Here is a 13135-nt window from a genome sequence, read left to right as displayed (position 1 = left end):
TACTGATATGAATATGAAAGCAGCTCTCGGGCTGCTTTTTTATTGGCTGATATTTAGTTTGCAATGAAATGCTAAGGTTGTTGGGAGTCGGTATCGGATCCATTCAGGTAACGGGCGCAGTTTAGTTATCCGAATAACGCGACATTAATTATCCCAAGGTTCCCACAACATCAACCTGAATATGTTCAGGTATTTCATTGTAAGATAAAACCGATAATCCTTTAGCAAACGATCGTGCATAGCGTGCAAGTAATGGACGCAGTTGCGGTGTCACTAATAGGGTGGCGGGATGACCATTTTGTTGTAATTGTTCTTTTACTGTCGGCATTTTTTGTTGTAATTTACTTAATAAACTTGGATCTATTGGGAAGCTATCTATTGCGGTTTTAGCTTCTTGCTGAGATTGGTTTAATGCTGTAAGCAGCGTTTGTTCTAATTCATCAGCAAGGGTAAAGGTATTCAGTTTGGTTCTATCGCCAATAGCGAGTGTGATCAGACTACGTTTTAAGGTGCAACGAATATCAGAACTTAATAAAATAGGGTCTTTGGTCGTTTCAGCTGAATCAATAATAGTGGTCGCAATATTCGCAATATCAACTAACGGCACTTGCTCTCGGAGTAACTGGCGGAAAACTTTAAGTTGATCATTATTTGTTAGTGCTTTCTCCAAATTATCGCTGAGTTTTGGCGATAAACTTTGGAGTCTTTCCATTAGCGCTTCATTTTCATTATAACCAAATATCTCAGCCAAGTTGTCACGAATTATTTTACTAACGTGTGTGGCAATGACCGTTGGACAATCAACCACAGAATAACCGAGATTGAGCGCTTTTGATTTCATGTTTGGAGAGATCCAAACTGCTTCCATGTTGTAAGCTGGATCACGTGTTATCTCACCGTCTAAGGTACCAAATATTTCACCTGATTTTATCGCAAGTAACTGGTCATGTTTAACAGAAGCTTCTGCGACTTTGGCTCCATTGAGTTTAATGCGATATTCACTCGGTTTTAATGTTAGGTTATCTTTTATACGCACTTCTGGTATTAAGAAACCCATTTTTTCAGAGTTGGTTTTGCGAATACCTCGAATACGATTGAGTAATTCACCATCTTGTTCTTGATCTACTAATGAAACGAGCTGATAGCCAAGTTCAATAGACAAGCAATCGATAATCGGTAAGTCACTCCATTTCAGCGGTTCATCTCTTTTTGTTAATGATTCAACTATTTTTTCTGCTTGCTGAATTGGCGCGTGATCTGTTAAGTGGTCTTTTTGTTTCCAACCCACGAGAGCAAGTACAGCCGCGAAGACTAAGAATACAAATGTTGGCATACCCGGAACGAGACCAAGTATCAGCATGACGATTGCTGAGGTATAAATGACACTTGGGTTAGCTAAAAGTTGGCGGCCAATCTGGCCCGATAGCTCACCATCATCATTATTAACACGCGTCACGATAATAGCAGCGGCTGTTGCTAATAATAGCGACGGGATTTGTGCAACTAATCCATCACCAATAGTGAGCAATGCAAAACGTTGAAAAGCATCGGTAACACTTAAATCATTTTGGAATACACCAATGGCCAAGCCACCGATCAGGTTAATGAAAAGGATCATCATACTCGCAATTGCATCCCCTTTTACAAATTTACTGGCACCGTCCATCGAACCATAAAAATCAGCTTCATGAGAAACATCGGCACGACGGATTTTCGCTTGATCCTTATCGATAATGCCGGCATTGAGATCGGCATCGATAGCCATCTGTTTACCAGGTAGCGCATCAAGTGTAAAACGAGCTGACACTTCAGCAATGCGCTCTCCACCTTTAGTGATAACAACGAAATTGATGATCATTAAGATAATAAAGACCACCATACCAACAACGTAATTACCGCCGATAACAACTTCACCAAACGCTTGGATTACTTTACCCACAGCATCGGGACCCTCATGGCCGTGTAGTAATACCATTCGGGTTGACGCGACGTTAAGCGTTAATCGTAATAATGTTGCAAGTAATAACACGGTAGGAAAGACAGAAAAATCCAGCGGACGCTTTGCTGATACCGCAACTAAGAGTACGAGTATTGAGAGTACAATGTTGAAGGTAAATAAGCTGTCGAGTATCCATGCTGGCAATGGCAGCATCACCATTGCGAGGACTGCGAGTAAGAATATCGGTACACTTACTTTAATATTTTTTATGGTGTTCCAGTTCACGAATAACCTCTTTAATTAACGTTTTAACGTTGCTGGTATTTCAAAGTTGGGTAATGTATTTGGCTGTTTTCCACGCCCTTTGCGGTATGCACTCAGTTGCATTATATGCGTTAGAATGTACGCGACAGCGGTATATAATTGTGCGGGTATTTCTTGGTCAACTTGTGTTGAGTGATAAATAGCACGCGTTAATTCAGGTGCTTCAATTATGTCTAAATCATGACTTTCGGCAATTTCTTTGATCCGGAGGGCCATGGTGTCAACACCTTTAGCCACAATAAATGGTGCTTGACTACGCGCCGCATCGTATTTAACTGCAACAGCATAGTGAGTGGGATTCACAATAATAAAGTCTGCTGTCGGGACGGCTGAATCAATTCTTTTTTGGCTCATTTGGCGTTGGATTTGCTTGATTTTTTGTTTTATTTCGGGGTTTCCCTCTGCGCCTTTATGTTCATCTTTTATTTCTTGTTTACTCATCTTCAGCTTTTTATTCATCGACCATTTTTGGTAAGGTAAGTCGATTGCAGCAACGATTAATAAAGCCGCACCCATAAAAGAGAGGGTGATAGACATGATATACATGGCATTGTTAAGGACGTTCAAGAGCGGCATTTGCGCCATTGCAGCCAATTCATGCCAATGTAAACTGAGCACTTTATACAAGGTGAAACTAATAAGCGAAATTTTTAATATGGACTTGATAAGTTCAATGATGGTGTCTTTAGATACCATGCGTTTCAACCCTGAAATAGGGTTCATTTTACTTATTTTGGGCTGAATATTTTTTAATACAAAGATCAATCCACCGGGCATTATACCGAGCAAAAATGTGGTTAAGTTTAATACCAAAATAAACGGAATTAATACTTTGAGCATGTTGATGATGGCTTCGCCCAACATAACGACCATATATTGAGGGTCGCGAGTGACCTCTCGGGTAAGCTGCATTTGAATGGTAAATAAGGCACTAAAAAACGCACTAAAAGAGGGGGCGAACCAACTCAAACTAGAGCCACTTATTAAGATTAAACCCGCAGTAGCAAGCTCTTTTGAACGTGCTATTTGACCTTCTTTTTTAGCATCATCTAGTTTTTTCTGGGTGGGTTCTTCGGTTTTATCTTGCGTTGAACTGTCAGACATTTAATCCCCCAGAAATGAATCGCATTTGTTCGAGAATAAATACCGAAAAATCAAAGAAACGGTTGGGAATGACACGAAATACCAGGCCTAAACAGATGATGCCCAACAACATGCCCATCGGGAAACCTAATGAATGAACGTTTAAAGACGGTGCACTTCGGTTCATGACACCAAAGGTGATATTAACTAACAGCATGGCGACAATAGCAGGCATGGCTAACATGAGTGCGGCCATAAACATCCAACTGACAAGTTTTAAAATTATATCAATATTTAATAAATAAATAGAAGAGCCGATTGGCCAAGTCGTAAAACTTTCAACTAGAATATCTAAGACAATTAAATGGCCATTGAAACTCAAAAATAACAGCGTAGCAAAAATAGTCAGTAAATGAGAGTTAACGTGAGAACTACCACCACTGCTTGGATCATTCATTACGGCCATCGATAAGCCCATTTGCATTGAAAGTATTTCACCAATCAATTTCATCATTGCAAATAGCATCGTTAAGCTGAGACCAAAAAATAGTCCAAACAAGATCTGTTCTAAAGCTAAAATGATACTACCTAAAGAAAAAGGATTGATGTTGTCAACGATGGGTACCACTGGAGCTATTAAAATAGCTAAAGTTAAAGCAAACAAAATACGCACACTTGGTGTAATGCGGGTATCACCAAATATAGGTAATAGCCATAATGCTGAAATAATGCGAAAGAACGGCCACCATATTTTACCAATAATGAGCATTAATTCGATGCTAGAAAAGTTAAGCATAGCTAACCGATTAACCCTGGGATATTTAAAAACATATAATCAAAAAGCGCTTTAACTTGTGCTAACAGCCAATGACCTGCAAATGTAACCATTAATAAAGTGACGATTAATTTTGGCAAAAAGCTTAACGTCTGCTCTTGAATTTGTGTTGCGGCTTGAAAAACACTGACAATTAAGCCGACAATTAATCCAGGGATCACTAATACAGACACCATGGCAATAATAGTGTTAACAGCTAAGCCCATCAACGATACGACCTGTTCAGGAGTCATAACTAGCCTCCAAAACTAGCGGTTAATGTACCGATCGTCATGGACCAACCATCAACCAAAACAAATATCATAAGTTTGAAAGGCAAAGAAATAATAAGTGGCGATAGCATCATCATGCCCATAGCCATTAGCACACTTGCGACGACAAGATCGATGACTAAAAATGGAAGAAACAGCATGAATCCAATCTGGAATGCCGTTTTTAATTCGCTGAGGACAAATGCAGGCATTAAGACAACAAAGGGGATATCATCAACCGAGGTTACTGGGGGTTCATTACCAATTTTCAACATTTGTTCAAGGTCGGTTTCGCGAGTTTGTTTAAGCATAAAGGTGCGCAAAGGGATCTCGGCTTTACCTAAAGCCTCAATAAGCGTAATGCTACCGCTATCGTAAGGTAAGAAAGCATCCTCGTGTATCTGAGTCCAGACCGGTCTCATGATCAGTATCGTTAGTGTTAGCGCAATACCAACGAGTACTCGATTGGGTGGGCTTTGTTGTAAACCAATAGCTTGTCGTAATATTGCCAGAACAACTATAATGCGGGTGAAGCTTGTCAGCATCAATAACATAGCGGGTAATAAACTCAATGCTGTCATCAGTAATAACAGTTGTAGTTTTATACTGTATTCTTGAGATTGCCCGCCATTATTGACAGAAAACAAGGCTAAATCAGCATGCGCTGGTGCCGCAAGACTGATAAATGCTAAGAATACGGCTAAGTAGATACTGAACTTTTTCATGTTTTTAATCCACTCACAACATCATCTACAACATCAATTAACTTAACGCCGTACTTACCATTGACAACAACCACTTCGGCGGTGGCTAAAAGTTGACCGTTAACTTTCAGATCAAGAGGCTCATCGGCGAGCTTATCTAATTCTATAACAGCACCGCTGCTTAGCATCATTAAGTCACCAATGACGAGCTTGGTGCTGGCCACTTCGAGCGTTACATCAATGGGGATATTATGAAAAAAGCTAAGATCTTTCTTTAGTGGCTTATTTTCTGCCGTCATAAGCGAACTATCATCTTGTAAGATATCGTCCAGACTATCGATAGTATCGATACTATCCAAATCTAGGTTGATATCTTCTACATTAAAATTACTCATTATTTAGATCTCCAAAATTAATCGTTTGTATCGGTTACTTGCATTACTAATCGTCCAGATTGGACGACTACTCGGCCATGAGCTATAACATGATTACCAGTGCAGGCACTGACAATTTCGGGTAAGTCCATCATAATGAAATCACCTGATTTTAGCTGTGTGAGTTGTACGAGATTAAGCTGAGTTTTCGCAAGAATAACCTTGATATTAGTTGGTATATTCGTTGCGGCGTTAGCCAGTTTTGCTGCTAACAATTCATAATCAGGCAGCGTACGGTTACTTGATAGTTTTTGGTTAATAAATTCTTTTGGGTACCAAATTCTCCAACTAGACATGTACTCTTTTATCGTACAATCAATAGTTGATGTAATAAACTCATCGCCTATAGTTGGTTGATTAGTATGGCTTATAGTCCATTCGTGATGATGGCTAAGCTGATTATCTAATGCGTCCAGCAGGATTGTTAAAATGCGTTTAAGTAGTCGATACTCAGAATCACTCGGTTGCGCTAAGTTATCTTTGTTGCTCGGTTTAGTTGCCCCAAGAAAGATTTCTGTCAGGGTATATAGCATCGTATTATTGATCGATAATAATACTTTCAGACCCGCGTTATTTTGGGCTTGAAGCCAAATTATATTGGTCCCTAAATCGACAGGGTTAACCTTCTCATAAGTGAATTTTTGTAGCGTTATTCTGTATTCATATTCATTAAATAATTGAGATAGACGGCGCTCAATTTCCCGATGAACCAAGGAAAGATCAGCATTAATGACTTCAAGGCAATCAGTCCACTGACGACGTTCACCGAGTAGATCGTATTTTTCAATCTCAGCTGATTCGGCAGCGAGAGTAATTTTAGAACTGGATTTTGTAATTTTGGGACTAACCGCTGTAGGTTTTACAACCAACATAGTAAATTCTCCAATGGATAATGCCTATAAGATTTAAAATGATATTTGATGACGCCAGTTGAGCATGTTAATCAACCGGAAAGTCAGGTTCGACATACGTATAAAATAAGTATTTCACGCGTATTTTTTTGGGGGGAGGGTAAATGCTAATTAATTTAACGGGGTATAGCAAATTAAATATCGATATTATTTTAATATAATACCACGGGCATTGCTTTGTGGGTATTACATTGTACTTTGGTTAATAATTATACCGATATTTTATGCTGTTTGTTCATTTTAATTTATCGAAAATCAATTTATTATCATATCGATATATCGATATTTACATATATTTACATATTTTTACATATTTTTGTATTTGGAATTGCTTTATGGTTTGCGATGTTGTTAAATGCACCTCTGTAAAAAGGCAAACAAATCGTGAGGTTTGGACGCAAAGTTACCAATCTGTATTTTTATTACAGATAGTGGAACTGCCAAAAGGTAAATTGTTTATATTTTTTGAAAATATTAACTCCGGGGGGAAGATCTATCTTTTTGCCGCTAAATACCTCATCTGTTGCTTTTTTCTTTACGTTTATAAGCTAGTCAATCGAGTGTTACTTAAACGTCGCTATTGAGCTACTTATCATCATCAACGTATTCATTTGGGTTGATCTTGTACTGTAAATGATTTAAGTAAGTGAGTGAGGAATCATGTCTCTAAAGGTTTTGTTGCCTGCTGCCGGCAGCTTGTTTTTTTGTTCAATATTGAATGCACAACCTTTTATTTCTGAGCTAGACCAAGTGCAATGGCAATTGAGCTCAAATTCGTTTGAGTGCAAAATGACAACGAATGTTGAAACATTAGGGACTGTTAGTATTGTTAAGAAAGCGGGCTATCCTGAATTTATCGACGTCACATCCACAATTTATACACAAAAAATTAAGCGTTATAGGCTTGGTAGTTCAAAGGCACCTTGGGGAGTTAAAATACTGCCTGACCCTCGTTGGCTAGGGCCTGCCTTGCCGTTTGAAAATGAAATTTTAGTCGGTGTTGCGAGTTTTACTCGACAGCTGCAGCAGGGGGATTGGGGACATATTGCCTTAACCTATGTTGACAGCGACAATATACATGCAGTACTACCCTCAGTAAATCTAGGTGACGTATTTGATGGTTACTATCAATGTCTCCGCGACATATCTCCTTTTTCATATGAGCAAGTAAGAGACCGGAATTTATATTATTCTGGTGGCTCGTATTTATTGAATACCCAACAAAAACAAGAAATGGCAGCGATCGTTAAATACATATCTCTTGATGGTTTAGTGACGAAAATACTCATCGATGGACATTCGAATAGTATTGGCAATACAGTAAATAATTTATTGTTATCACAACAACGTGCTGATGATGTGTATATGTATCTGATGGAGGCCGGTATCCCTACAAAACTAATGGAAGTGCGCTCTCACGGCGATCGTTACCCATTAAAATCAGATCGGACAGCCTCTGGTCGTGAAAAAAATAGACGCGTGAATTTACGTATTATTCGTCGGTTGGGTAAATAATATGTCGGCTAATCATGAACAAGATAATATGTTATTGATCCTCGAATCTCCTTCAGTAACGAGACTTGATAGCAAAGAGTTAGAACAACAAGGCTATGTCGTACATCGTTGTCTGAATGCTGACGACGCTTTATTAAATGCCTCGACGTTATCACCAGCCGTTGTTCTCGTCGATGCCGAATTAGCTGATATGTCATTAGTTAGTTTTGTGAATGTCTTCTCTCGTAATCACCCTGACACCGTTATCATCGTAATGGTGAAAAGTAGTCAATGTGAACTTGCTGCTGAGGCGATCGTAGTAGGTGCTGCGGATTATTTACTGAAACCATTCTCTGATTACCAGTTGATTAAAGCGATAAAGCGAGCTGAGAGCTTACGCAAACCAATGGATGATTTTATTCTTTGTTCGGCTGAAAGCCGTCAGGTTGTGCAACTCGCACATCGTGCTGCACAAACCGATGCAACTGTATTGATCCGAGGCGAATCGGGCACTGGTAAAGAGTTGTTGGCTCGCTATATTCACACACATTCTCCGCGTGCAGATGGGCCGTTTGTGGCTTTCAATTGCGCAGCCATGCCTGAATCGATGATTGAAGCCATGCTATTTGGTCATACAAAGGGGGCCTATACCGGTGCAACGAGTGAGCTGGTGGGGAAGTTTGAACTCGCCAATAATGGCACCATCATGTTAGATGAAATTGCTGAAATTCCATTGCAATTACAAGCTAAGTTACTGCGAGTGATTCAGGAACGTGAAGTTGAACGGCTCGGTAGTAATAAAAAAATCAAGCTTAATATTCGTATTATCGCTGCAACAAATAAAAATTTGCAAGAGGCCGTTGAAAAAGGTCTGTTCCGTCAAGATTTGTATTACCGATTAGATGTATTACCTTTGCAATGCGGGGCGTTGAGAGAGCGTAAAGATGACATCCTGCCTCTCGCGGAGTTCTTCATTCGTAAGTATGCGCCAACGCCTAATTATTTCATGAGTAGTGCTGCCACATTGATGTTATTAGGACATGCTTGGCCTGGTAATGTTCGTGAATTAGAAAATGTAATTCAACGGGCTCTCATTATTGCTCGAGGTATGGAAATACAAGTGGCAGATTTAATGCTGCCAGCGCAGTTAAATGAAAAGAAAACGGCGCTGAAAATTATTCACCAATCTGAAGGATTGGAATCAACTAAAAAAAGGGCAGAGTACCAATATGTTTTAGATACATTAAAACAATTTAAAGGGCATAGAATGAAAACCGCTGCAGCACTAGGTGTAACCACGAGAGCGTTGCGTTACAAAATGGTAGCAATGCGAGAGCAAGGTATAGCAATTTAACTGGTGGTAATTAATATGAAAATCGAAGCAAATACCCAATCAATTAATTTGATGAATAAAATGGAGCTAATGAAGCTTCAAGCTGGTAATGAAATTGCAGGTAATCCATTAGGTACTCATCAAGCTGTGTCATTTAACCAGACAATGAAAATGATGATCAGTGATGTTAATCAGCAGCAGTTAAAAGCTAATGGCATGATGTCAGCTGTCGATTCAGGCCGTAGTGATGACTTAGTTGGTGCGATGGTCATGGCAAAAAAAGCACAGTTAAGTTTTTCGGTATTAATGCAAGTTAGAAATAAGTTGATGACCGGTTTTGATAATATTATGCGTATACCGTTGTAGGGGCTAGTGTGGAAATTTTATCTCAAGAAAGAGGTCTTATCAAAAGCCCAGGTGCAGGTAATGGAAACGTGATAAAGAACATGCGATCAGGGTTGAAACTAACCCGCGACAAACTTTATCGATTTAGGTCTTTATTTTTAATCGGGTTGCTATCGAGCCTTATTGCTGCTGCTATTGTGGCCTCGTTATGGACTGCTGAGCAGTATGTTCCCATATATGGGAAACAAGAAATGTATGATAAAGCCAATATCCTTGAGCTGTTAGAGCAACAAAAAGCTGATTTTCAGTTAGATACCGAGTCGGGACAAATTTTAGTCGCGAAGAGTCAACTAGCTCAATTACGCATGGCGTTGGCTGCGCTGGGTGTCAAAAAGAACATCCCGATGGGGATGGGGGGTCTTGAAGGTAAAATGGGACTGGGCACTAGTCAGTTTATGGAGTCTAAAAGCTATCGTTTTGCACTTGAGGGCGAGTTAGCATTATCGATTATCACTATCGATGCTGTTCGTAATGCGCGTGTACATTTGGCGTTACCTGAGCGCACACTGTTTATTGGACGTGATGAGGCTTCGGCTTCGGCGTCGGTCATGCTTGATTTGCAACCCGGTCGAGAACTTTCTCAAGGGCAAGTTACCGCGATCATTAATTTAGTCGCGAGCAGTGTCATAAATATGAAGCCCGATAATATTTCAGTGGTCGATCAGGCGGGTAGATTATTAACCTTATCCGGTAGTCAGTCGAGTAATCGCGGCCAAGTGGCCACGCAACTGGTTACATTTAAACATGATCTCGAAGCACGGTTAATTAGTCGAATAAGTGATCTGTTATACCCACTTGTTGGTGCTGAAAATTTTAGAATACAACTAACCGCAGATTTAGATTTCAATGAAGTCGAAGAGACGATAGAGACGGTGAGCCCTGAAACTGTATTAACAAAGGAAAATATACGTGAACAAGTTTCTGGCGATGTCAATGCTGTTGGTATTCCAGGTTCGTTATCAAATTTACCACCAATCAAAAAAGTGGCAAAGAAAGGTGAAGAAACAGCATCGAGTGAAGCGGCATTATCGATGATAACTAAGCGTAATGATTACAGCAAAGAATATGCTGTTGGTCGCTCTGTGATGCATAAAAAATATGAATTTGGTCGTATTAATAACTTGAGTGTTTCTGTTATTTTGAATAATAAAATAGCAACGGGTAAAGAAGGTTGGAGTGATCAAGAGTTAGCTAAAATATCTATCACGATAAAAAATGCTATTGGTATCGTTGCTAGTCGTGGCGATCAGTTAAATATTTCTGGTTATGATTTTATCGCTGTTCCTGAAATAACGTTTGAAGCGTTACCTTGGTGGCAGATGGATGTAATACAAGCGTACTTGCGCTATATCGTTATTACAATCCTCGGCTTAGCGTTAATTATATTTGTAATCAGACCGTTAATTAAACACTTTGTTAGTCAATCACGACCAACAGAAAATGCTGCGCTTGCGTCGACAGAACAAACAAGTGACGCTAAAACGAATAGCTTAAGCACTGATATTAAGCCAGATGAGCTCAGTAAGGCAAGTAAGCTGGTCAATATGACTGAGTTGACATCAGTTGAAATACCCGCTTTACCAGCCCCAGGAAGTGAGTTTAGTGTGCAATTAAATCACCTACAAATTTTAGCAGATAAAGAAGCTGTTCGTGTTGCGGAAGTATTGAAAGGCTGGGTTAAGTCTAACGGAGGGAGTCAGAATGAGTCGTAATGATATGACTACAGCGTTTAGTGAAAGAGATAAAGCCGCTGTTTTACTGTTAAGCATGGGTGAAGAATCAGCTGCAAAAATATTGCGATTGATGGAACCTGAAGAAGTTAAAGATGTGTCAATGGCAATGGCTCGCCTCAGTAATGTATCAAGTATTGATGCTCAGCAAATTTTACAACAATTTTTTGAACAATATACTCAGCAAAGTGGAATAAGTAGAGCATCTCGCGAATATCTTGAGAAATCATTAGATATGGCGCTTGGACGAAAACTGGCTAGTGGCATGTTAGATTCCATTTATGGTGATGTAATGTCGAATGATATTCAGCGCTTACAGTGGTTACCAGCGGATGTTTTAGCACGTTTTTTCCGTCATGAACACTTGCAAATGCAAGCGGTTATGTTGGCATTTTTATCACCTGATACAGCCAATGCGGTGCTAAAACATTTACCCTTAGAGTCTCATGATGAATTGATCTATCGTATCGCTAATTTAGAAAACATCAGTGATCATGTAATCAGTGATTTAAGAGTCACACTACAACTTTGTATTGATTTTGTTGCTGAACAGTCGGGTGCTAAAGTTGATGGCAGCAGTCAAGCGGCGAATATCCTTAATCGTTATAGTGGCGATAAAGCTAACTTAATTGAATTAGTTGAGATGCATAACGTTGATACAGCGAATGCGATTAGAGATAACATGTTCAACTTTATGATTCTTGGACGACAGCCATTAGATATTCTGCAAGCGCTTATTGAAGCCGTTCCTAATGAGGTTTTCGCCACAGCGTTGAAAGGTGCGGATAAATCAATTATCAATAGAATTGAAGAAGCATTGCCAAAACGTATGGCTGAAGCGCTTAATGCTGAAATTCAACGTTTGGGTCCTATGCCGTTGAGTAAAATAGAAGTTTCACGCAAAGAGATTATGGCTATCGCCCGTAAGCTCTTTGAAAGTGGTGAGTTACAGTTACAATTATTCGAAGAACAAGTGGTTAGCTAATGAACTCAGCTCAAATTATTAAAGCCAATAACATCAGTTATCGACGGCATGTATTTCCGCCATATCGTGTTGGTGGCGGTGCGACCCTCGGCGCTGTGGATGACATATCACCTAATGTGGAGCAAGAATTTCAGCAGGGCTTGGAAGAAGGACATAAGGAAGGTGTTGAGCGTGGCTTGCAGCAAGGTTTAGTTGATGGTCGTCAAGAAGGGTATAATACGGGTCTTATGCAAGGTATTGCGGAAGGCCAAATTAAAGGCGCGCAGTTATTTAAAGATGCCATTACTCAGCTTTCAACAGTGCAGAAAAAAGTCGATGAATTAGCTAAGCATAAGCTCGTTGTTCAACAAGAACTGATTGCCGATTTAGTCGGACAAGTATCTCGCCAAGTTATTCGTGCCGAACTGACGTTAAACCCTAAGCAAGTGTTAAATCTTGTTGAAGAAGCAATCCAAGTGTTTGCCGATGATATTGACAAAGTACGTATCTTTTTAAATGTAGATGATAAAAAACGCCTTAAAGACCTCGGTATCTTAGACTTGAATGGTTGGGCACTGGAAGTTGATGAGGAATTAGCTGTCGGAGATAGCTATATTAAGAGTTCAGATAAGGAGATTTCAGTTGATACCGAAGAACGTTTTCAGCAGTGTATGGAATCTATGAATCAGTCAATGACAGACGCTAACTAGTCCAATTTTGATGTTACA

General features: G+C 39.6%; 13 protein-coding genes and 1 riboswitch. Of the genes, 6 read left to right on the top strand and 7 right to left on the bottom strand.

The features are described from left to right. Positions 1 to 148: 148 nt before the first annotated feature. Genes flhA through MORIYA_RS10190 form a run of 7 tightly spaced genes read right to left on the bottom strand, consistent with a single transcriptional unit; the run spans position 149 to position 6442 of the window. Positions 149 to 2224: a flagellar biosynthesis protein FlhA gene (gene flhA, locus MORIYA_RS10220; RefSeq protein ID WP_174216918.1), complete on the bottom strand. Its 2076-nt coding sequence runs from the start codon at positions 2222 to 2224 to the stop codon at positions 149 to 151. A gap of 15 nt (positions 2225 to 2239) precedes the next feature. Continuing rightward, the gene (gene flhB / locus MORIYA_RS10215) at positions 2240 to 3367 is read right to left on the bottom strand and encodes a flagellar biosynthesis protein FlhB (protein WP_112714920.1); all 1128 of its coding nucleotides are present in this window, start codon (positions 3365 to 3367) and stop codon (positions 2240 to 2242) included. Continuing rightward, a complete protein-coding gene (gene fliR / locus MORIYA_RS10210; RefSeq protein ID WP_112714918.1) occupies positions 3360 to 4142 on the bottom strand; it encodes a flagellar biosynthetic protein FliR in 783 nt (260 codons plus the stop codon). The genes flhB and fliR overlap by 8 nt, the downstream gene beginning before the upstream one ends. A 2-nt stretch (positions 4143 to 4144) precedes the next feature. Further along, on the bottom strand, positions 4145 to 4414 hold the full coding sequence (locus MORIYA_RS10205; RefSeq protein ID WP_112714916.1) for a flagellar biosynthetic protein FliQ: 270 nt from the start codon (positions 4412 to 4414) through the stop codon (positions 4145 to 4147). 2 nt (positions 4415 to 4416) lie between these two features. Continuing rightward, positions 4417 to 5157, bottom strand: coding sequence for a flagellar type III secretion system pore protein FliP (gene fliP / locus MORIYA_RS10200; protein WP_112714914.1), 741 nt, complete (start codon positions 5155 to 5157; stop codon positions 4417 to 4419). Then, the gene (gene fliN / locus MORIYA_RS10195; RefSeq protein WP_112714912.1) at positions 5154 to 5531 is read right to left on the bottom strand and encodes a flagellar motor switch protein FliN; all 378 of its coding nucleotides are present in this window, start codon (positions 5529 to 5531) and stop codon (positions 5154 to 5156) included. The genes fliP and fliN overlap by 4 nt, the downstream gene beginning before the upstream one ends. 17 nt (positions 5532 to 5548) lie before the next feature. Then, on the bottom strand, positions 5549 to 6442 hold the full coding sequence (locus MORIYA_RS10190) for a FliM/FliN family flagellar motor switch protein (protein ID WP_112714910.1): 894 nt from the start codon (positions 6440 to 6442) through the stop codon (positions 5549 to 5551). A gap of 401 nt (positions 6443 to 6843) precedes the next feature. Beyond that, positions 6844 to 6926: riboswitch (cyclic di-GMP riboswitch) on the top strand. A gap of 215 nt (positions 6927 to 7141) precedes the next feature. Here MORIYA_RS10190 and MORIYA_RS10185 point away from each other — a divergent pair. The 6 genes from MORIYA_RS10185 to MORIYA_RS10160 are packed head-to-tail and all read left to right on the top strand — an operon-like array spanning position 7142 to position 13117. Then, positions 7142 to 7996 carry an OmpA family protein gene (locus tag MORIYA_RS10185; protein WP_112714908.1) on the top strand — a complete coding sequence of 285 codons (855 nt, stop codon included), beginning with the start codon at positions 7142 to 7144 and terminating at the stop codon, positions 7994 to 7996. A 1-nt stretch (position 7997) separates the two neighbouring features. After that, positions 7998 to 9329: a sigma-54-dependent transcriptional regulator gene (locus tag MORIYA_RS10180; protein WP_112714906.1), complete on the top strand. Its 1332-nt coding sequence runs from the start codon at positions 7998 to 8000 to the stop codon at positions 9327 to 9329. Between the two features lie 15 nt (positions 9330 to 9344). After that, a complete protein-coding gene (locus tag MORIYA_RS10175; protein WP_112714904.1) occupies positions 9345 to 9674 on the top strand; it encodes a flagellar hook-basal body complex protein FliE in 330 nt (109 codons plus the stop codon). An 8-nt stretch (positions 9675 to 9682) separates the two neighbouring features. Further along, a complete protein-coding gene (gene fliF, locus MORIYA_RS10170) occupies positions 9683 to 11425 on the top strand; it encodes a flagellar basal-body MS-ring/collar protein FliF (RefSeq protein ID WP_112714902.1) in 1743 nt (580 codons plus the stop codon). Next, positions 11415 to 12428, top strand: a complete 1014-nt coding sequence (locus tag MORIYA_RS10165) for a FliG C-terminal domain-containing protein (RefSeq protein WP_112714900.1) — start codon at positions 11415 to 11417, stop codon at positions 12426 to 12428. The genes fliF and MORIYA_RS10165 overlap by 11 nt, the downstream gene beginning before the upstream one ends. After that, the gene (locus MORIYA_RS10160; RefSeq protein ID WP_112714898.1) at positions 12428 to 13117 is read left to right on the top strand and encodes a FliH/SctL family protein; all 690 of its coding nucleotides are present in this window, start codon (positions 12428 to 12430) and stop codon (positions 13115 to 13117) included. The genes MORIYA_RS10165 and MORIYA_RS10160 overlap by 1 nt, the downstream gene beginning before the upstream one ends. Positions 13118 to 13135 lie beyond the last annotated feature (18 nt).

This window comes from Moritella yayanosii (genome assembly GCF_900465055.1).
GTDB lineage: Bacteria > Pseudomonadota > Gammaproteobacteria > Enterobacterales > Moritellaceae > Moritella > Moritella yayanosii.
The sequence above is the reverse complement of the archived record's forward strand: the minus strand, read 5'-3'. Positions and strand labels throughout refer to the sequence as shown.

Coding starts and splice junctions, on each gene's coding strand:
- flhB (WP_112714920.1), bottom strand. CDS start 3,367: ATGTCTGACAGTTCAACGCAAGATAAAACCGAAGAACCCACCCAGAAA.
- fliR (WP_112714918.1), bottom strand. CDS start 4,142: ATGCTTAACTTTTCTAGCATCGAATTAATGCTCATTATTGGTAAAATA.
- MORIYA_RS10205 (WP_112714916.1), bottom strand. CDS start 4,414: ATGACTCCTGAACAGGTCGTATCGTTGATGGGCTTAGCTGTTAACACT.
- fliP (WP_112714914.1), bottom strand. CDS start 5,157: ATGAAAAAGTTCAGTATCTACTTAGCCGTATTCTTAGCATTTATCAGT.
- fliN (WP_112714912.1), bottom strand. CDS start 5,531: ATGAGTAATTTTAATGTAGAAGATATCAACCTAGATTTGGATAGTATC.
- MORIYA_RS10190 (WP_112714910.1), bottom strand. CDS start 6,442: ATGTTGGTTGTAAAACCTACAGCGGTTAGTCCCAAAATTACAAAATCC.
- MORIYA_RS10185 (WP_112714908.1), top strand. CDS start 7,142: ATGTCTCTAAAGGTTTTGTTGCCTGCTGCCGGCAGCTTGTTTTTTTGT.
- MORIYA_RS10180 (WP_112714906.1), top strand. CDS start 7,998: ATGTCGGCTAATCATGAACAAGATAATATGTTATTGATCCTCGAATCT.
- MORIYA_RS10175 (WP_112714904.1), top strand. CDS start 9,345: ATGAAAATCGAAGCAAATACCCAATCAATTAATTTGATGAATAAAATG.
- MORIYA_RS10165 (WP_112714900.1), top strand. CDS start 11,415: ATGAGTCGTAATGATATGACTACAGCGTTTAGTGAAAGAGATAAAGCC.
- MORIYA_RS10160 (WP_112714898.1), top strand. CDS start 12,428: ATGAACTCAGCTCAAATTATTAAAGCCAATAACATCAGTTATCGACGG.